Source organism: Desulfobacula sp. (assembly GCF_030611305.1).
GTDB lineage: Bacteria > Desulfobacterota > Desulfobacteria > Desulfobacterales > Desulfobacteraceae > Desulfobacula.
On the sequence record NZ_JAUWQB010000018.1, the window covers coordinates 1 to 20,184 of the forward strand.

Consider the following 20,184-nt stretch of genomic DNA (forward strand, 5'->3'; position numbering starts at 1 on the left):
CTGGAGCGGAAGGCAAGCTCGATACCAGAGGCGATGCATCCAAGTTCGGCGGAGACTTTGCTGTGATGATCAAGGGTGTCAATGATACTCTCGATGCGATAATTGCTCCTCTGAATGTAGCTGCCGAGTATGTTGACCGTATCTCCAAGGGTGACATTCCCGAGAATATCACAGACGATTACAAGGGTGACTTCAACGAGGTCAAGAACAACCTGAACCAGTGTGTCGATGCGCTAAAGTCACTGATTGAAGAAGATGGAGGAGCGGCTCTTGAGGCTGCGGCTAACAGGGATCTCACAGTAAGTGTGAAACGAGAATACCAAGGCCTATACGCAAAAATGAAAGAAAATATCAATAAGATGATAGAGAGTCTGCACGAGGCACTCACCCAGGCCACAGTGACAGCCGACCAGGTGGGTTCCGCATCCGGTCAGATCGCATCATCAAGCCAGCAACTGGCTGAAGGTTCTGCTGAACAGGCCTCGTCATTAGAGGAAACTTCCTCTTCTCTTGAAGAAATGGCCTCCATGGTAAAGCAAAACGCCGACAACGCCAATCAGGCGAATACCCTGATGCGGGAGTCGAGTGGGGTCGTTAAAATCGCTACACAGTCCATGGGTGATCTTACCACATCAATGGAAGATATATCTAAGGCGAGCGAGGAGACGCAGAAAATAATAAAAACCATTGATGAAATCGCCTTCCAGACCAATCTTCTTGCCTTGAATGCGGCTGTTGAAGCTGCCAGGGCGGGCGAGGCGGGCGCCGGATTTGCCGTGGTGGCGGAAGAGGTGCGAAATCTTGCAATGCGGTCTGCTGATGCTGCCAAGGACACGGCAGATCTTATTGAAGGCACCGTCAAAAAGGTCAAAGGCGGGTCAGACCTGGTCGAAAAGACCAGTGAAGAATTCAACAAGGTAGCCGAAAGCTCCGGCAAGGTCAGCGTGCTCGTCGACGAGATTGATGTGGCCTCCAATGAGCAGTCCAAGGGAATTGATGAGGTTAACAAAGCTGTTGCCGAGATGGACAAGGTGACCCAGCAGAATGCGGCAAATGCTGAAGAGAGTGCTTCGGCCTCCGAGGAGATGAGCGGACAGGCACAGGAACTCAACAGCATGCTTGCCTCTTTTAAGTTGAACGGGGGCGGGAATAGCAAAGGCAAACCTAAAAAGGTAACCGGAGCTGCTCCAAAGCCGAAGGTTCGCAATGTCAAAAAGACTGGGCAGAACGTGAATCCTGAAAACATAATCCCAATGGATAATGCTGCCAACGATGAGTTTTTTAAAGATTTCTAATCAATAACCTGATCCCGGCTCCGCCCTTTCCCAAGTGAGGAAAGGGCGGAGCCGGGATCGTTTTCAACTTATCATAGGAGGTGCACCAACAGATGGCTTTCACATTTTTTTTCAGAGATCTTCCAGCCCTTCATGCGATCCGGGATCATGTGATCCCGGAGCTTAGAAAAAACCGCTATATTAATGCCTGGGATGCAGGGTGCGCTATGGGACCCGAACCATACTCCCTGGCCATTATCTTTAAGGAGGCCCTGGGGTACTACGAGTTTAAAAGGCTGAAAATATATGCCACAGACCTTGATGAAGAAAGCCATGAGTTTGGAAATATTATTGCAAAAGGGCTCTATCCGGAAGAAACAGTTAAAAGGATACCAAGGGATATCTTTGAAAAACATTTTTCAGCTAACAATAAGCCCGGCCATTTCAAGATTGCAGACGAGATCATGCAATGTATTTCTTTTCAAAAACATGATCTGCGCACATTGAAGCCGATCCGTGATGATTTCGGCCTGATCGTCTGTAAAAATGTGCTGCTCCACCTGCAAGAGTCCGAGCGTATTGACGTTATCAAGATGTTCCATAAATCCCTTGCTCCCGGAGGATTCTTTGTAACAGAGCAGACACAGAAAATGCCCGTGACAACAGCCCGCCTGTTCAAGCAGGTAATCTCAAACGTGCAATTGTTTCGTAAAGTATAGTACGTGGTTGGAAAAAACATATGAAAATCATAAATCTTACAAGCAACAGCAATATATACACATCCAATGTTTATTTTCTTCTGGGTGATTGGAAGGCCATTGATGACGTCAATACCCTTATCGACGTTGGCAGGGATTCTTCGATCATTGAGAAAATTAGACAGCTTGATACTGGCATAGGCAAGAAGAGGGTAGAAAAGGTAGTGTTGACCCACGGGCATTATGACCACGCAAGTCTTCTGCCGGTCATCAAAGATGAGTTTAACCCGGATGCCTATTCCTTTCATCCATTTAACGGGGTGAGCTATGCCTTGAGGAATGGACAGGTACTGAAGCTGGCAGACAGGTGGTTCGAGGTCATACACACTCCGGGTCACACCAGTGATTCGATCTGTCTTTATTGTGCGGAAGAGGGCTCATTGTTTTCTGGTGATGCAGGCCTTATCGTTACTGCGATGGATGGCTCATACCAGGAAGCTTTTGTTAACGCCCTTGAAAGCATTGCGCGAAGGAATATCAAGGTAATCTACCCGGGGCACGGGAAGCCCATAACCAGACAGCCTAAGCAATTACTTTATAACTCTCTTGACAACATAAGAAAAAGCAAGATTTTTTAAAATGAAAATTGTCTTCCATAATGATTACAAGGATTCAAGTTATGCCTCGGACCCTGCAGCCGCAGAAGGTAGAATGGAAAGCATAATGGATCTTCTATCCAGACAAAAAGATTATTCCGTGATCAAACCAACAGCGGCTAAGATTGAAGATATTTTGCGGGTTCACGTAGAAGAACATGTGAGCCGCATCAAACAGGATGAAAAATTGTTTCGCATGGCACTCCTGTCGGCCGGCGGTGCCATAACTGCTGCCCAAATTGCTTTTGACGGAGAACCCACATTCGCATGTATCCGGCCTCCGGGGCATCATGCCTCCAGTGCCTCATCCTGGGGATTCTGCTATTTCAACAACATTGGGATCTCTCTTTTGAAGCTCAGGTCGGAAGGCAAGATAAAAAGCGCATTCGTTCTGGATTTCGATGTACACACGGGAGACGGAAATAAGGACGTGCTTTCTGAATATCCGGAAATCAGAGTCTTTAATCCATTCTCAGGTGATAGAAAAGCCTATCTTGCGGAGATTGAAAAATTTTTAGCCGGAATCAACGGGATTGACATCATCGCTGCCTCGGCCGGCTTTGATACCTATGAAAAAGATTTCGGGAAAAAACTCAAAACGTTCGATTTCTATCTCATCGGCCGGCTGCTTAAAAAGTTTTCCAAAAAGTTGTGTAATGGTCGAAGATTTGCAGTACTTGAAGGGGGTTATTATCTACAGGATCTGGGTAAAAATGTACTTGCCTTTTGCCAGGGTTTTGAGTAATCGGAAAATAAGTGAATGAAAAAAAAACTGAATATCAAGATGGAAAACATAAAACAAGGGGATTCAAGTTACTGCTGGGTAAACATTGAGCTTGGAAGCGCCCGGGTCGGCAAGGTCAGGATAAAAAAAATTTACAGCCGGCTTATAATTAAAAACATTAACATTTTTTCCGAGTTTGAAAAGCGCGGTTATGCAAGACAGACGATAGAGTTATTCAAGGAAACAGCCAGAGAAATTATTGCAGACAGAGTAAGAGACACAGCAAAAGGGTTCTGGGAGAAAATGGGATTTTTCGATGCTGGAGATGGAAATTACAGGTGGGTGCACAAAGCGCGCTGAAGACTATTCGACCAAACATGGGAGTGAATAATGGGTTCGAAACTTGAGTTGGTTAGACGACGATGACAGCCGAACTGAGAGATATTGATTTTGGGAAGATAAGCCGTTTTGTTTATGAAAAATACGGAATCAATCTTCACGCCGGCAAAAAGGAGCTGGTGAAGGCTCGCTTAGGCAAGCGTTTGAGAGATGGAAATTTCAGGTCTTTTGCCGAATATTTTAGATTTGTTACAAAAAAAGAGGGGGCGGATGAACTGACCGTAATGATCGATTCCCTTTCAACGAATCTTACCAGTTTTTTCCGGGAGGACGCTCATTTCCATAGGTTCCGCAAGATTATACCCGGGATGGCAGGACCACTTTCTCACTATGGCCGTCTCAGAATATGGTGTGCCGGGTGTTCAACGGGCGAGGAAGCCTATTCCCTGGCTATGACATTAAAAGAAGCGTTAAACGGCCAAAATATTGATACACAAATACTGGCATCGGATATTTCCACGAAAGTGCTTAAAACCGCTATGGCAGGTGTTTATCCGAATGAGCGTGTCAAGAATATTCCCAATTCTTTACTTAGAAAATATTTTCAAATCGGCCAGGAGGAATGGGAGGGATATTATCGGGTGAAAAAAGATATTAAAGATATTATAAAATTCATGAGGTTCAATCTTATGGAAAAGCCTCCTTTTAATAATCCCTTTGACAGTATCTTCTGTAGAAATGTTATGATTTATTTTGATAAAGAAACTCAGGAAAAGCTGATCAACAGATTTTATGACTGCCTGAAAAAAGACGGGTGGTTGTTTATCGGACATTCCGAAAGCTTGACAGGCATGACGCATCCGTTTAAGTATGTTGAGCCAAGTGTTTATCGCAAATGAAAGGTGGACTGAAGTTGTTTAGACCATAGTCTAAACAACCTGAATGGATATAACTTTATGAGCCGGATGATAGTAGGAATTTCAGATTTGAAGGCAAGTGGGAACGTTGAGGATATGTTGATTACGTATGCTCTGGGTTCATGTATCGCTGTCGCTGTTTATGATCCCACGGTAAAGGTGGGAGGGCTTTTGCATTTTATGCTTCCGAATTCAAAGCTTGATTTGAATAAAGCCAAAGCAATTCCTGCAATGTTTGCAGATACCGGCATACCTCTTTTGTTCAAATCGTGTTACGGGTTGGGAGCTGAAAAAAAACGTATGATCGTAAAGATTGCCGGCGGGGCCAGCATCCTGGATAATTCAAACTATTTCCGGATCGGTCAGAAAAACATAACTGCTTTAAGGAAGATATTCTGGAAAAACGATGTGTTAATAGATGCCGAGGACACCGGCGGAGATCGCAACCGAACAGTTTCTCTCGATGTTTCTACCGGCAAAGTTGTTGTTAAAAAACCCAGCAATATTTTGCTGGAATTGTAAGAGGGGGTATCATGTCTTTTAATGTATTGATAGTGGATGATTCAAACTCAATGCGGGCTGTTATAAAGAAGGTTATTTCAATTTCAGGTTTTAAGATGGATCAATGCATTGAGGCCGGGAACGGAAAGGAAGCGTTGAAGGCGCTAACAGACAATTGGGTGGATGTAATTATATCGGATATAAATATGCCGGAAATGAATGGTTTTGAATTATTAAAGAGTTTAAAAGATGATGATCTTTTAAAGAACATTCCCGTCATACTTATAAGCACGGAAAGCAGTAAGGAGCGTATGCAGGATGCATTCAATCTGGGAGCAAAAGGTTTTATAAAAAAACCTTTTACTCCTGAAGCGGTTAAAAAAATTCTTTATGAGGTCATAGGGGCAAGCAATGAAAAAGAAGATAGAGGAGACAATGAGGTTTTCGATTTTTGAAGTCTTTGAAAAGATGTTTTATATTTTTCTCGAACCTCTGGATGATGAAAGTACTGAATATGATATGGAGGCTGCCATAAGGTTTGAAGGTTTCCTGAGTGGGAAAATCAGAATTTTATTCTCCATGGATATAGCAAAGACCATGATTCAAAACATGCTGGGTTTGAAGGAAGATGAAATTACCACGCAGAGAATGGAAGATTGCTCAAAAGAAGCGGTTAATATGATCTGCGGAAATTTCCTCGGCAAACTCGACAGCACAAAGGTGTTTAATCTAACAATGCCGTCATTTAGAATGGAGACTGCAAGCATTGAGCCGGGTAAGAATGCCTGCAGGATGAATTTTGACTCGGATGAAGGAAAAATTGGAGTGATATTTGATGCTGATGGGAGAGTGTAGCCTTGAAAAAGATAAGGGTATTCGTTGTTGATGATTCAGCTATTGTGAGGAAGATATTTTCCGAAGAGCTTTCAAAGTTTCGCGATATCGAAGTGGCAGGAACAGCCCCTGATCCCTTTATTGCCAGGGAGAAGATTTTAAAGATTAAGCCGGATGTGATAACACTGGATATTGAAATGCCGAAAATGGACGGCCTGACCTTTCTCAAGAAGCTGATGAGGTATTATCCGCTGCCGGTGATCATGGTGAGTTCCCTGACACCAAAAGGAGGGCGTTTGACGTTAGAGGCTATGGATAACGGGGCTGTGGATGTTGTTGGGAAACCCGGAGGTTCTTATACTGTCGGAGATATGATCCCCCAGCTCGCAGAAAAGATCAGGGCCGCATCAAGGGTGAGGATGACAAAGAAAAGTTCAGATAAAATATCTGCTCCTCGGAAGCCTGAACGGATGAAAGCTCTTACAAAGACTTCTAATAAAGTTATTGCCATAGGCTCCTCTACGGGTGGAACAGAGGCATTAAAAAATGTTCTGACCAAAATGCCCTCGAATTCACCCGGGATAATTGTGGTGCAACACATGCCGGCCAATTTTACAAAGGCTTTTGCCGAAAGGTTAAATGGAATTTGTCAGATCACAGTGAAGGAGGCCCAGAATAATGATTCTGTATATCCCGGGATCGCATTGCTTGCTCCGGGTAATTACCATATGATCTTTAGGAGAAGCGGCGCCAGGTATTATGTTGAGATCAAGGATGGCCCGATGGTTCACCATCAGCGTCCAGCGGTTGACGTGTTATTCAAATCGACCGCCCAATATGCGGGGTCAAATTCGATTGGTGTTATTCTTACCGGTATGGGATCAGATGGCGCAGCAGGGCTCTTAGAGATGAAGCGCTCCGGCGCTAAAACAATTGCCCAGGATGAAAAATCATGTGTCGTCTTCGGAATGCCGAGCGCGGCAATAAACTTGGGGGCAGTAGATAAAGTAGTATCATTGGATCGAATAGCTGAAAGAATAGTGAGGATGGTGTAAATTATGGAAAAATATGGCTCTTTGATGAATTTGATTGACGGCATGGCTTCAGACTTTTTATTTATTGACGGCAGAGAGATTGATGTGCCCACTGCGGGGAAGCTCCTTAATAACTTGGATGAATTGATAAAAGAAGCGAATAGCCAGAAGGTATTTCAGTTGAAAAACGTTGCCGGCGGTTTGAATTCACTTTTAGAAAAAACTATTCTTGATGACATTGATGATAAAGAAGCAAGTTTTAATGTCCTTGAAAAAGGAATTGCCCTGATGCAGGAGATCGGTGAAAGTTTTAAGAACACCAATGGTTACGAAGGTGATATTGAAAGTTTTATGGAGTCGATTGTCGCTCTTACGGGAGATCAACTACTGGAAGAAGTGGTGGAGGCTTATCAAGAGGAATCGCAACCGGCTGAAACTATTGAGGAGATACAGGATGACTCGCTGCTGAGGGATTTTATTGTTGAAGGTCTGGAATATATTGATGAGATTGAGGTAAATTTATTGAATCTGGAGCAGGAGCCTGAAAATCTGGATTGCGTTAACGCTATCTTCAGACCGTTTCATTCCATCAAGGGGGTCGCCGGGTTTCTTAATTTAGAAACGGTTTGTGATTTTGCCCATATTCTGGAGAACCTTCTGGACAGGATAAGAAATAAGGAATTATCGGTGACTTCCCGGCTTATAGATATAATTCTGGATGGAGCCGATGCCCTGAAGGCGCTGATTATTGAATTGAAAGAAAACATGGAAGGCAATCCCGGCGAACCTCTCGAAATTGACCTGCCTGCCTTGAAAAAAAGGATAGAAAACGTTGAACAGGACGTCTCTGATGCGGTGGAAGTAAAAAGACTGGGTGAAATACTGGTCGAAGACGGCGCTATAACAGAGGAGAACCTGGAACAAGGGCTTGAGGTTGCGCAAGAATTGACTCCACCTAAAAAAATTGGAGAATCCCTGATATCTGAAGGCAAGGTTACTCCGAAGCAGGTATCACAGGCCCTGAGAAAACAGACAAAGCAGGTCGCAGATACTGCTGTGATAAGGGTAAATATAAAGAAGCTGGATGATTTAATCGATATGGTTGGTGAACTGGTCATTACCCAGGCGATGATCAGGCAAAACTCCTTTATTCTATCAAATTCCGATATAAGGTTAAGCAGAGATGTTTCCCGTCTGTCCAGTATCACATCGGAACTCCAAAGAACCTCTACCAGCTTAAGAATGGTGCCTATCAAGCAGACATTTCAGAGAACATCCCGTCTTATCAGGGATCTGTCCAGAGATACCGGAAAGCAGGTTGGTGTTGTAACTGAAGGTGAGGATACGGAAATAGACAGAAATATGGTGGAAGAGATATATAATCCGCTTGTACACATGGTACGAAATGCCGTAGATCACGGTATAGATTCTTCGGAGGAGCGCATAAAGGCCGGTAAACCTGAAAAGGGTTTAATACAGCTCAAGGCCTTTCACAGAGGAGGTAATGTTGTCATCGAAATATCGGATGACGGAAAGGGGTTGGATAGGGATGTAATACTAAAAAAGGCTGTCGAGAAAAAACTCATCGATAGTTCACAGGATCTTTCGGATCAGGATATTTATAAATTGATTTTTCTCCCCGGTTTCTCAACTGCTGCGAAGGTAACGGATATCTCCGGGCGGGGGGTCGGGATGGATGTAGTGAAACAGGCCGTGGTAAAACTGCGGGGTAAAATAGAGATTGACAGCACTATTAATAAAGGCTCCACCTTTTCGCTCGGCTTTCCTCTTACCATGGCTATTATTGACGGTATGATTGTGAGGGTGGGCACTGAAAGATATATTATTCCTACCACCGCGATAAGACAGTTGTTACGTCCAGTGAAGAAATCTTATAACAACATAATCGGCAAGGGTGAAACGATAAATGTGATGGGCAACCTTTTGCAGTTGGTAAGGTTGTATAAAATCTTCGATATAGAGCCTGAGCATAAAAATCCCTGGGATGCCATAGTGGTAGTGGTTGAATGTGAAAACAGCTCCAAGACCCTGATGGTTGATGAAATTTTAGGTGAAGAGGAAGTCGTTATCAAAAGCCTTGGTGAAAGTTTAAAAAATAGCAAAGGAGTTTCCGGCGGTGCTATCATGGGGGATGGTAATGTAGGATTGATATTGGACCCGGAAGGATTGTTTGAATTGAGTGAGGTGTAAAAAAACGATGGGAGTATGGTTATGAACATTGATAAGAATATAAAAATACTGTTGGTTGATGATTTTGCCACAATGAGGAAGGTCATTAAAAATCTCTTAAAACAGTCCGGGTATAATAATATCGTTGAGGCCGAGGATGGTGTAGAGGCCTTGAAGGTGCTGAAATCAGAAAAGGTGGATTTTATTGTTTCCGACTGGAACATGCCCAACATGACAGGCATTGAACTTCTAAAGGCCGTGAGGGCAGATAGTGACCTTTCCGGTTTGCCGTTTCTGATGGTTACAGCGGAAGGCCTTAAGGAAAACGTTGTGGTGGCGGTTAAGGCGGGTGTCAGTAATTATATTGTAAAACCTTTTACTGCTGAAGTCCTGAATGAAAAGATTAAAAAAATCATAGAAAAACTATAAGAACGGGGTCTGAAGGAGACAAGGATGGATGTTAGATTTATAAATCCCTTTTTAGAGGGAACGATTAGCGTATTGAAAACAATGGCCTTTGTTGAACCAAAACCTGGCAAACCCTATCTTAAAAATGATGGTTTGGCCAGGGGTGATGTCTCCGGCATCATAGGTTTTACAGGAACACTATCAGGTTCAATGGCCCTGAGTTTTTCTGAGAACGCCATATTGAAGATTGTATCAAATATGCTTGGGGAGGAAATTAGAGAAATCAATGGTGACATTGAGGATGCCGTGGGTGAGATTACAAATATAATTTCAGGTGTGGCCAGAAAAAAGCTGGAGTCGCTCGGCTTAACTGTCTTAGCTGCAATCCCTACTGTAGTCTCAGGCAAGGGTCACTCAATCAAGCATGTCCTGGGTGGTACAAGTGTTGTTATTCCATTTGAAACGAAAGATGGGCCTTTTGTCGTGGATGTTTGTATGAGCGAGATGAAACAGAAAACAAAGTGAAGAAAAAATCTAAATAACTGATAAGCCGAGCTGTAGAGAATTGAAATAAAAAGAATAGGGGAATAATGGAGTGAAAACTAAAACCAATGATTATCTGACGGCCAATGAGACCATTCTTTTAGTGGATGATGAGAAGCCCATTCTCGACGTAACATGCGATATGCTGACTCGGCGTGGTTATACGACTATCACGGCGGAAAGCGGAGAGACGGCCATTGAGGTTTATAAGAGAAAAGGAGATCAGATTGATCTGGTGCTCCTGGATATAGGGATGCCCGGCATGGGTGGTCACAGGTGTTTTGAGGAGCTTCTTAGAATCAATCCCGGGATAAAGGTTATTATTGCCACTGGTTATCCTGCCAGCGGAAAGGTAAAAGAAACGCTTGGTTCCGGTGCTGCCGGTTTTATAAGCAAACCATATCGGATAGCTGATATGGTGAAAAAAGCAAGAAAGGTTCTGGATAGAAGATAGGCCTTTAGCTGATGTTATATCTTTTCAATTTTTCTACAAGGGTTGTTCTGTTCAGCTTTAATAACTTTGCGGCCCTGCTTTTTACCCCCCCCGATTTCACCAGGGCCTTCCGGAGCAAATCTTTTTCAAATTGACCGATTGTTTCATTCAGACCCAGACCGTTATCCGAAATCTCAATATCGCTTATGATTCCTTCAATTTTTTCTGAATTCAGTTTTGTTTTATCAGGCAAATCCTTTAACTCTATAGTGCCGGATCCTTTCATGACAACAAGCATTTCAATAAGGTTTTGCAATTCTCTTACATTGCCGGGCCAGGAATATTTCGCAAGGCAATTCATGGATTCGGGCGTTAATCCCTGAATTTTTTTTTCTTTTGATTTATTAAATGTTCTTAGGAAATGATTGATCAGGACAGGTATATCCGCCTTTCTTTCTCTAAGAGGCGGAAGATGAATGGGTATCACGTTGATGCGATAAAAGAGATCCTCTCTGAATTTTTTTTCTGCCACGGCTTTTTCCAGATCCAGGTTTGTCGCGGTAATAATCCTTATATCCAAATCTATGGTTTTTATGCCTCCAATTCGTTCGCACTGCCTTTCCTGTATTACCCTCAGCACCTTTACCTGCAACGAAGGGCTCATGTCGCCTATCTCATCGAGAAAGATTGTTCCCCTCTGGGCTAATTCAAACCGACCTGTCCTGCTCCGTATGGCCCCTGTAAATGCGCCTTTTTCATGCCCGAACAATTCACTTTCGAGAAGCTCTTCAGGAATTGCACCGCAGTTTACCGTAACAAACGGCTGGGCTTTCCTGCCGCTATTGAAACACAGCGCATGGGCCACCAGTTCCTTGCCTGTTCCGCTTTCGCCATATATAGCAACAGTACTGTCTGATGAAGCCGCTTTTTTGATTTTTTCAAAAACATCCTTCATCTTATCGCTGTAAGCTGTCAATTTGCCAAAGTTATACTTTTCCTCTAAATGACCCCGAAGGATGATATTTTCCTCTTTGAGTTTTGCATGGGACAGAGCCCTTTCAACAACCAGCCCGACACGATCTTTCTTCAAAGGTTTTGTTATATAATCAAAAGCTCCTAACCTCATGGCTTCAACAGCGCTTTTCACAGTGGCGTAACCTGTCATCATGACAACGACATTTTCGGGATTCATCTCTTTTATGAATTTAAGCAGCTGCAGACCATCGATGTGGGGCATTTTCAGATCTGTTATGACCAGATCATATTTGTCATAAGGAAAGACTTCCATTGCCTCCTGACCATCTTTGACAGCCTTAACCTCATAGCCGTTTTCAGACAACAATTCTACCAGATTTTTTCTGTTAAGATCATGGTCTTCAGCAATTAATATCTTAGCCTTTTTCATAGCAACCTACCCCCAACAACCAAGAACTATTTTCAAAAAAAGCAACATATGCGAGTTGCTTATAAAACAGTTTTTCATTTTTGTCTATAGATCAGAAAATTTGATAACAAGAATAGCAAAAAACTTGCTGGTTTGAGGCACCAATGGCTGCAAGCTGAAAATTCTGTGCTATTTTACCAGGGACTCGAAGATATGGTATTCCTCTATATGGTAATGGGGTTCGGGGTATATCGCAATCGGTTTTGAAAACTGTTTTTCAAGGGATGAAATCAGGTGCTTTTCCCTGCCATGGAGCAATTGGGCGATTTCCGGATGCACCTTTACAGTGAACCGGTTACCCATGATATCACCTGCTTCGCTGACAAGATCCCTGTAAATTTTATGGCAGAGGGATTTTCCTGATAAAAGATGTCCGTCACCGTTGCAATAGAAACAGGGCTCACAAAGGGTGCGGGTCAGGTTCCGTCTGATTCTTTTCCTTGTCATCTGCACAAGGCCAAGCTCGGTTAATGGCAGGACATTGGTCTGGCTCTTGTCCTTTTTCATGGCTTCATTCATATGTGCCATGACCTTTTTCTTGTGCTGCTCTTTTTTCATATCAATAAAATCAAGAATAATGATACCACCGATATTCCGAAGCCGTATCTGATAGGCAATCTCTTTGACAGCCTCAAGGTTGGTTTTAAGGATGGTCTCATCAAAATTATGCTTTCCCACATACCGGCCGGTATTCACATCTATGGCCACAAGAGCCTCTGTCTGCTCAATCACAATATATCCACCGGATTTGAGCCACACTTTTTTCTTTAATGCTCTTGCCACATCTCCTTCAATGTTATAGGCATCGAAAATAGATTCCCTTCCCCGGTAAAGTTCCACAGATAATTTCACGTCCGGCATCAGCCTTTTTAAAAAATTCTGAACATTTTCATACTCTTCCTTTGAATCGATAATCAGCTTGTCGGCTTCATTGGCCAAAAGATCCCTGACCGCCCTGAATGTTACGGTAAGGTCTTTATATACGAGAGATGTGGCAGAGGTCGTCTCGCTCTTTGCCAGAATGTCTTCCCAGGTTTTGGTTAAAAAATCGATCTCTTTTTTGATGGTATCTTCATCAATTCCCTGGGCCTGTGTTCTGAATATATATCCAAACTTATTTTTCCGAATAGCGACTAAAAGCTCTTTTAACCGTGTTCTTTCAGTGTCATTTTCAATTCTTTTTGATATGCCGATATGATCAACAGTGGGCATTAATACCATATACCGGCCTGCCAGGGAGATGTGGGTAGTGATTCTCGGCCCCTTGGTGCCAATGGATGATTTCGCTACCTGGACCAGGATCTCCTGACCTTCTATGAGCAATTCCTCAATACTGCACCCCTGGTTTAAAGAAGCTTTCCAGGAAGTATAATTATCTGCCATGTCTGTTGTTTCAATATCTTCATCATTGGATTCGGTATCCGTTTCAACATCATTGTCCTGCTCAAATTTCTGATACATTTTATGACTGGCTGTATCCAGAACATCATCCACATATATGAAGGCGGCCTGATCAAACCCGATATCAACAAAAGCGGCCTGCATCCCCGGAAGAACTCTTTGCACCCGTCCTTTATAAATATTTCCGGCAATGGATGTCTCGTCTTCCCTTTCAATAAAAACTTCTACAATGGTGCCGTTTTCAAGAAGCGCCACCCTTGTTTCATGGGGGGCGGTATTCACAACAAGCTCTTTTAACATGGGCTTATCCTTGTTTTTACGTGTGACCTTTAGGTTACGTGTGACCTTCGGGTTATCTTTTTTATCCTTGCTATCTTTATGACATCTTCATCCAGTTCAAAATATTTTGTCAATATTTCTGCGGGTCTTATCGTTCTTTCATTATATTTTTTTAAAACCATTTCAATGGTTTGTAAATCTATAAAAAATATTTTCTCAACAGATTTTCGCAAATCCGTTTTCCTTATTTTCCCTTTTTTACTCAGGTCTTCAACAATAAATTCTGATAAATTCAAAAATCGATCTACTTTTTCTTGTCCAAGACAAACATCAGCAAACCCGATGATATAACAAGAAGGTTGCTCTTTTCTTTTTACAAGCTTGTTAAAAGGTTTGCACCCTGTGATGCAAAGGCCTTCAGGGAGCGTGTTGTTTAACAGATCAACAATTGTTTTGGGTGCCAAATCCTTTTCAAGGTAAATAAAAAGTGTTTCTTCTTCGCTTTCCATTCCAACGGGAAGGGCATTTTCAAAGGAGAGTCGCATGGAAGGATTAAACCCTTGTGAATATTTTGCATTTAATCCGGTTCTTTTCACGGCCCTCTGAACAATGGAGGCAAGTTCAAGATGCCCGAAAAATCTTGCTGTTCCAAGTTTTGAAAAAGCGATCTCAAATTTCTTAAAGCTGTCATCCGGCAACCTTTTCAGAGTGCCAACGTTTCCCGGATCAGTTTTTGGAGTGTCTGACAGGACGTCGTGCAGCACCGGCTTTATCTTTTTAAAATCACACACACCGCATCCTGTGCAGTCATTCTCCCTGCAGTCAGCGGTAAGTGATTTCTCCCTGGCTTTTTGAAATTCTTCTTTTAAGAATTGGGGCAACACACCTGAATCAATATGATCCCAGGGAAGAGTTTCTTCATCATTTCGTTGACGGGTCGTATAAAATAAGGGATCAATCCCTGTTTTTTCAAAGGCTTTTTGCCATAAAGAAAAATCAAACTTATCGGTCCAGCCGTCCAGGCGGCACCCTTTTTCAAAAGCCGTTACCAAAAGCTGCGACAATTTCCTGTCTCCTCTTGCCCAAACCCCTTCAACCATGCTCATCTCAGGACCTTGCCATTTGAGTTTCACCTTGCGATGCCTTAAATTGTCTTTCAGGTATTGCAGTTTTTCTTTTGTTTCATCCAGAGAAATTTGGGCGCATCTTTGAAAAGGGGTGTGTGCTTTGGGAATAAACGTGGTTGCACTGACATTGATGGCCTTTTTTCCCTTGGCATAGGAAGATGCCAGCCGTTTTGAAAGACTACAGATGGCCTCAATGTCATCTGATGTTTCAAAGGGAAGCCCCATCATAAAATAGAGCTTGATATTTTTCCAGCCGAGATTCAATGCATTTTCAACCGTTGCCACAATGCTTTCTTCAGTCAGATTTTTATTAATAATATCTCTCAAACGCTGAGAGCCTGCTTCCGGGGCAATGGTAAATCCGGTTTTCCTGACCTTTTGTATAATATTCATCAATTCCAAGTTAAGTTTTTCCGCCCTTATGGATGGAAGGGAAATAGCATTGCAATGCCCCTGACCCAAATCAAGAAGCCGCGCCATCAATTGGGGCAAATTTGAATAATCCCCCGTACTTAATGACAAAAGAGAAACATCAGAATATCCGGTTGTTTTTAAAGATTCCCCTGTGATCTCTATCAAGTCATCCAATGATCTTTCCCTGACCGGGCGGTATATCATGCCTGCCTGGCAGAACCTGCATCCCCTGGAACATCCCCTGGCTATCTCAAGCCTCAACCGGTCATGAACCGGTTTGGCAAAGGGAATAATCGGAGATTTGGGGAAATTGTCTTTTGTAAGGCTCGGCAAGAATGCCCTCTTAACTTTCTGGTAGTCTTCGAATATGGGGGTAAGGACCTGGATACCATTTTCATCATATGTCGGTTCAAAAAAAGAAGGAATATACACCCCGTCTATCTTTGACAAGAGCTTGAGAAGGGTCTTCTTTTGCCCGTCGCCTTGTTTTTTAAACTCAATGACCTGATTTGAAATTTGAACAGCCGCTTCTTCACCATCCCCGATGACAAAGGCATCAAAAAAGTCAGCCAGGGGCTCAGGATTGAAGGCGCAGGGTCCACCGCCAATAATAAGGGGGAACGAATCATCTCTTTCTTTCGAATAAAAAGGAATCTTTGACAGGCTCAATAGGGTGAGGATATTAGTGAAGTTCAGTTCGTAAAGAAGGCTGATCCCAATGATATCAAAGGTTTTCAGATCTTTTTGGGACTCCATGGAAAGGCAGGGAATCTTTTTTTCCAGTAAATAGGCTTCCATATCCGGAGCAGGCGAAAAAAAACGTTCTGCTGCAATATTTTCATGGTTGTTTAAAATGGAATAAAGAATCTGCAGCCCAAAGTGTGAGGTTCCAATTTCATAAAGATCCGGAAATACCAGGGCAAATGTCAGATCCACCTGTTCCAGATCTTTTTTCACGGCATTGATCTCATTGCCCACGTATCGTGTCGGTGTCTGGACCAGTGCAAGGATATCTTGATAATTTTGTTTATGCATGATAGTGAATTTTTAAAAAATATAATCTTTAAACGTTTAGGTATAATCAAAATTTTTAATATATTATTTTTTGCAGGATAAAGCAATGAAAAGAACAAAAATCAATGTGTTGCTCGCACTTGATAAAACACCGGGAAAAGTCCTTATCAAAGGCTGGGTCAGAACCAAAAGGGATTCAAAAGAATTCTCTTTCATGGATATAAATGACGGATCAGCCTTAAAAAGTATCCAGGTCATTGCAAATAATGATCTTGAAAATTATCCGGATATAGAAAAAATTACCACGGGCACCTCTGTAACTGTTGCAGGACAGCTTGTAGAGTCTCCCGGAAAAGGGCAAAAATGGGAAATCCAGGCATCAGATATTGAAATTATAAATATTGCTCCGGAATCCTATCCCCTTCAAAAAAAAAGACACTCGGATGAATTCTTAAGAACCATTGCCCATCTCAGACCTCGGACAAACAAATATGGAGCTGCCTTCCGGATCCGATCAGAGATGATGTTTGCCATTCATAAATTTTACAAGGAAAAAGGTTTCAAATATCTGACCACTCCTTTGATCACAGGGGCTGACTGCGAAGGTGCGGGTGAAATGTTCAGGGTAACCGGCCCTGATCCCGGGAAGGAGAATTTCTTTGGCCGGGAATCCAGCCTGACGGTTTCAGGCCAGTTGCCTGCTGAGATGTTTGCCCTTGCCCTAGGTGATGTCTACACCTTTGGCCCGACTTTCAGGGCGGAAAACTCCAATACCAGCCGGCATGTGGCAGAATTCTGGATGTTGGAACCGGAAATGGCTTTTTGTGACTTAAAAGAAAACATGGATCATGGTGAAGAGCTCGTTAAATATCTCACTCAGCATGCCATGGATGAATGCAGTGAGGATATGGCTCTTTTCATTAATTTTGTAGACAAATCACTGTTAAAGCGCATTGACACCCTTTTGAACACGGAATTCGGGAGGATTTCCTACACGGATGCCATTGAAATTTTACTCAACTCAAAAAAGAAGTTTGACTATAAAGTTGAATATGGAACCGATTTACAGTCTGAACATGAACGGTATCTGGCCGAGGAATATTTTAAAAAACCGGTTTTTCTTACAGATTATCCAAAGGAAATCAAACCGTTTTACATGCGGATGAATGATGATGGAAAAACCGTTGCAGCCGTAGACCTGCTTGTTCCCGGAATAGGGGAACTTATTGGCGGCAGCCAGAGAGAAGAGAGGCTTACTGCGCTGGAAAAAAGGATGGATGAGATGAATCTGCCAAAGGAAGACTACTGGTGGTATCTGGATTCCAGAAAATTCGGCTCGGCACCCCATTCAGGGTTTGGCATGGGGTTTGAAAGATTTTTAATGATGATTACCGGAATCAGTAATATAAGGGATGTTATACCTTTCCCAAGAACTCCGGGTAGTATTGATTTTTAAACTTTATATGCATTACACTTATTATTTCCATTTTGATGTTATCACAAGAATTCTTGAGGCGATCAGGAATGGTACAAAAAGTATTAGCCTGTCCCTGAACCTGAACTTGTCTGAAAAGGTCTGGCAAATTGAAGCAGACAGGTTGATACTCGATAATGATACGTTTATTGATATGAAAAAGCTTGAGCCCATATCCTCTTTTAAAAACAGAATTTTTATCTTTCAAAACAATGTGTTGACTCCGGTTGAAGTTCGAAGTGACGGGTATTACAAACTGGTTCCCACGCAGAGCGCACCGACCCTTGAGATCAACGGAATCAAGATGCACCGTTCCAAAGATATTGACCCCTTAACTGATGCAAAATTAAAAACGCGGCTGGTTGTTACAACAAATGATCAGGTTCTCGATACCTGCGGTGGTCTTGGATATTCAGCCATTTTTGCTTTAAAGGCAGGGGCAAAAAAAATAATTTCAACGGAAAAAAGCCCTGCTGTAATAAAAATACGCAATTTAAACCCCTGGTTAAAAAAATATGCCGACAAAAGACTGGAGCTGATCCATACCGACATCACCCGTGAGATTGACAGATTTGAAAATGGCATGTTTAACAGTGTGATTCATGATCCGCCAAGGTTCACATCAGCTACCGGAGATCTTTACGGAAGAAAATTTTATGATGCACTTTTCAGGATCATGACGTCCCGCTCAAAATTGTTTCACTATACCGGCAGCCCGAAAAAAATTAAAACCAAAAATAAATTTATTAAAAATACCATGAAACGGCTTGAACAATCAGGATTTAAAGCCCTTTGCTTTCATGACAATCTACAGGGAATTTATGCACAAAAAAACTGAATTTAAATATGGAAAGGCCTTCTGGGACATTGAATTACCGGATAAAACAGACAGTTTAAGCATCCGGGAACCTGTATCTTTTATTGACAGAAAAAAGTTTGTAACCGATTTTTCAAAGGCGTTGCCTGAAGATTTACCGAACTGCCATGCCATCTCAATCGTGGTGGCTGATAAAACAAGGCTTTGCGGCTATAAAACCTATCTGCCCTGGATTTTGGAGATACTCCGCCTAAAAGGGATAGAAAACCGGCAGATTACGTTTTTTATTGCCTATGGGACCCATGCAAGACAGAGTGATGAAGAATGCCTGAATATCTACGGAAATATATATCAAAGATACAGATTTATTCACCATGATAGTAATGATAAAAGCCTTTTCACACATCTTGGTAAAACCAAAAGAGGTACAAGGGTTCATCTTCGGAAAGACATTCTTAAAAGTGACCTGATCATTACTTTTGGCGCTTTATCCCATCACTATTTTGCAGGATACGGGGGTGGCAGAAAGCTTATGTTCCCCGGATTGGGGTATACGCCTGACATTTATCAGAACCACGGGCTTTTTCTTGATAAAAACTTAAAAAAACTATCTGCTGAATCCCGGCCCGGAAACCTTGAAAACAATCCATTAGCCCAGGATTTAAAACAAGTTGATGATTTTATTGAGATCCAAAGGGTTTCCATCCACGGGATTCTTGATTCAAAAGGAAAGGTGTGTCAACTCATTGTCGGAAAAACTTACAACGACTTTTTAACGGCGTGCAAAACCCTTGACTCCTTTTATAAAACCAGGACCAAAAAGCAGTATGAACTTGTCCTTGCATCCTGCGGCGGATTTCCAAAAGATATTAATTTCATTCAGGCCCATAAAGCTATCAATAACGCGGCCATGGTTGTAAAAGACAAGGGCAGCCTGGTTGTTCTGGCTGAATGCCTTGATGGCATCGGGTCTGACACCTTTATTAAATACTTTAATTATGGCAGTTTCAACCAGGCGTTTAATGTCCTTGAAAAGGACTATAAAGGCAACGGCGGTACGGCACTGTCCATGATGGCCAAAACGAGCAGGATAAATATCTTTCTAAAAACCGCTTTGGATGATAAAATCTGCAAAACAATTGGAGTAAAAAAAGTAGAGGAAACATTAATACAGACACTGATAAAAGAATTTCAACACGATATGGCATGTATTGAAAATGCAAGTTTATTGATCAGATAAAGACACGGGAGCTTAAAAATGGAACCTGAAATCAGAATCAGAGGATATCATACAGACCTGTACCAGCATGTCAACAATGCCCGGTATCTTGAATTTTTAGAAGAAGGAAGGTGGCAGCTTCTTGAAGGCCATATAAACCTTGAAGACTTTATGAATAAGGGTTTCCGCTTCTTTGTTGTTAATATTAATATATCGTATAAAAGTCCGGTCAGGGTCAATGATGTTATTATCATCAAATCAGGCCTTGGAAAAATAGGAAATAAGAGTGCCGTCATAAAACAGCAGATTATCAACAACAAAACCGGTGTTGTTTGTGTGGATGCCGACATCACCTTTGTGATTGCAGGCCTTAATGGAAAACCACTTAAAATTGAGGGTGAGCTCAAAGAAAAATTCCAGCAAATCCCCGGGTTTAAAGGATAG

The 20,184-nt window shown here is 42.3% G+C and carries 21 protein-coding genes; 18 read left to right on the forward strand and 3 right to left on the reverse strand.

Translation table 11 applies throughout. The annotated features are described in order from the left end of the window. From QAI40_RS05165 to QAI40_RS05230, 14 genes are all read left to right on the forward strand, one after another. Window positions 1–1,295 (forward strand): methyl-accepting chemotaxis protein (locus QAI40_RS05165; RefSeq protein WP_304511468.1); only part of this gene is annotated, 1,295 nt, incomplete at its 5' end. Window positions 1,296–1,387: 92 nt separating this feature from the next. Then, window positions 1,388–1,993, forward strand: a complete 606-nt coding sequence (locus QAI40_RS05170; RefSeq protein WP_299979050.1) for a CheR family methyltransferase — start codon at window positions 1,388–1,390, stop codon at window positions 1,991–1,993. Between the two features lie 20 nt (window positions 1,994–2,013). Then, window positions 2,014–2,610 carry an MBL fold metallo-hydrolase gene (locus tag QAI40_RS05175; protein WP_299979052.1) on the forward strand — a complete coding sequence of 199 codons (597 nt, stop codon included), beginning with the start codon at window positions 2,014–2,016 and terminating at the stop codon, window positions 2,608–2,610. Between the two features lies 1 nt (window position 2,611). Then, on the forward strand, window positions 2,612–3,373 hold the full coding sequence (locus QAI40_RS05180; RefSeq protein WP_299979054.1) for a histone deacetylase family protein: 762 nt from the start codon (window positions 2,612–2,614) through the stop codon (window positions 3,371–3,373). A gap of 15 nt (window positions 3,374–3,388) precedes the next feature. Beyond that, on the forward strand, window positions 3,389–3,712 hold the full coding sequence (locus QAI40_RS05185; protein WP_299979056.1) for a GNAT family N-acetyltransferase: 324 nt from the start codon (window positions 3,389–3,391) through the stop codon (window positions 3,710–3,712). 62 nt (window positions 3,713–3,774) lie between these two features. Next, window positions 3,775–4,590, forward strand: coding sequence for a CheR family methyltransferase (locus QAI40_RS05190; protein WP_299979057.1), 816 nt, complete (start codon window positions 3,775–3,777; stop codon window positions 4,588–4,590). Between the two features lie 57 nt (window positions 4,591–4,647). Beyond that, window positions 4,648–5,130 carry a chemotaxis protein CheD gene (locus QAI40_RS05195; protein WP_299979060.1) on the forward strand — a complete coding sequence of 161 codons (483 nt, stop codon included), beginning with the start codon at window positions 4,648–4,650 and terminating at the stop codon, window positions 5,128–5,130. A gap of 11 nt (window positions 5,131–5,141) precedes the next feature. After that, window positions 5,142–5,564: a response regulator gene (locus QAI40_RS05200; protein ID WP_299979099.1), complete on the forward strand. Its 423-nt coding sequence runs from the start codon at window positions 5,142–5,144 to the stop codon at window positions 5,562–5,564. After that, window positions 5,521–5,964, forward strand: coding sequence for a chemotaxis protein CheX (locus tag QAI40_RS05205; RefSeq protein ID WP_299979102.1), 444 nt, complete (start codon window positions 5,521–5,523; stop codon window positions 5,962–5,964). Before QAI40_RS05200 ends, QAI40_RS05205 begins: the two co-directional genes overlap by 44 nt. Before the next feature lie 2 nt (window positions 5,965–5,966). After that, window positions 5,967–6,998 carry a protein-glutamate methylesterase/protein-glutamine glutaminase gene (locus QAI40_RS05210; protein ID WP_299979104.1) on the forward strand — a complete coding sequence of 344 codons (1,032 nt, stop codon included), beginning with the start codon at window positions 5,967–5,969 and terminating at the stop codon, window positions 6,996–6,998. Between the two features lie 3 nt (window positions 6,999–7,001). Continuing rightward, window positions 7,002–9,188, forward strand: coding sequence for a chemotaxis protein CheW (locus QAI40_RS05215; RefSeq protein WP_299979108.1), 2,187 nt, complete (start codon window positions 7,002–7,004; stop codon window positions 9,186–9,188). Between the two features lie 21 nt (window positions 9,189–9,209). Next, complete coding sequence (locus QAI40_RS05220) at window positions 9,210–9,596, forward strand: chemotaxis response regulator CheY (RefSeq protein WP_299979112.1); 387 nt, start codon at window positions 9,210–9,212, stop codon at window positions 9,594–9,596. A gap of 24 nt (window positions 9,597–9,620) precedes the next feature. Beyond that, window positions 9,621–10,100 carry a chemotaxis protein CheX gene (locus QAI40_RS05225; protein ID WP_299979115.1) on the forward strand — a complete coding sequence of 160 codons (480 nt, stop codon included), beginning with the start codon at window positions 9,621–9,623 and terminating at the stop codon, window positions 10,098–10,100. A gap of 70 nt (window positions 10,101–10,170) precedes the next feature. Continuing rightward, a complete protein-coding gene (locus QAI40_RS05230; RefSeq protein WP_299979118.1) occupies window positions 10,171–10,572 on the forward strand; it encodes a response regulator in 402 nt (133 codons plus the stop codon). Window positions 10,573–10,576: 4 nt separating this feature from the next. On the opposite strand, the gene QAI40_RS05235 is transcribed toward QAI40_RS05230, so the two are convergent. The 3 genes from QAI40_RS05235 to QAI40_RS05245 form a co-directional block, all read right to left on the reverse strand. Beyond that, complete coding sequence (locus tag QAI40_RS05235; RefSeq protein WP_299979121.1) at window positions 10,577–11,956, reverse strand: sigma-54-dependent transcriptional regulator; 1,380 nt, start codon at window positions 11,954–11,956, stop codon at window positions 10,577–10,579. Between the two features lie 168 nt (window positions 11,957–12,124). Continuing rightward, entirely contained in the window at window positions 12,125–13,696 is a 1,572-nt protein-coding gene (locus QAI40_RS05240; protein WP_299979124.1) for an Rne/Rng family ribonuclease, read from the reverse strand. 29 nt (window positions 13,697–13,725) lie between these two features. Beyond that, complete coding sequence (locus QAI40_RS05245) at window positions 13,726–16,251, reverse strand: TIGR03960 family B12-binding radical SAM protein (protein ID WP_299979126.1); 2,526 nt, start codon at window positions 16,249–16,251, stop codon at window positions 13,726–13,728. A gap of 85 nt (window positions 16,252–16,336) precedes the next feature. On the opposite strand from QAI40_RS05245, the gene asnS reads away from it, so the two are divergent. From asnS to QAI40_RS05265, 4 genes are read left to right on the forward strand one after another with little or no spacing between them, the layout of a single operon-like run. Beyond that, on the forward strand, window positions 16,337–17,686 hold the full coding sequence (gene asnS / locus QAI40_RS05250) for an asparagine--tRNA ligase (RefSeq protein ID WP_299979129.1): 1,350 nt from the start codon (window positions 16,337–16,339) through the stop codon (window positions 17,684–17,686). After that, a complete protein-coding gene (locus QAI40_RS05255; protein WP_299979132.1) occupies window positions 17,676–18,542 on the forward strand; it encodes a class I SAM-dependent methyltransferase in 867 nt (288 codons plus the stop codon). Before asnS ends, QAI40_RS05255 begins: the two co-directional genes overlap by 11 nt. After that, window positions 18,526–19,761, forward strand: coding sequence for a nickel-dependent lactate racemase (gene larA / locus QAI40_RS05260; RefSeq protein WP_299979134.1), 1,236 nt, complete (start codon window positions 18,526–18,528; stop codon window positions 19,759–19,761). Before QAI40_RS05255 ends, larA begins: the two co-directional genes overlap by 17 nt. A gap of 18 nt (window positions 19,762–19,779) precedes the next feature. Beyond that, window positions 19,780–20,184, forward strand: a complete 405-nt coding sequence (locus tag QAI40_RS05265; protein ID WP_299979137.1) for an acyl-CoA thioesterase — start codon at window positions 19,780–19,782, stop codon at window positions 20,182–20,184.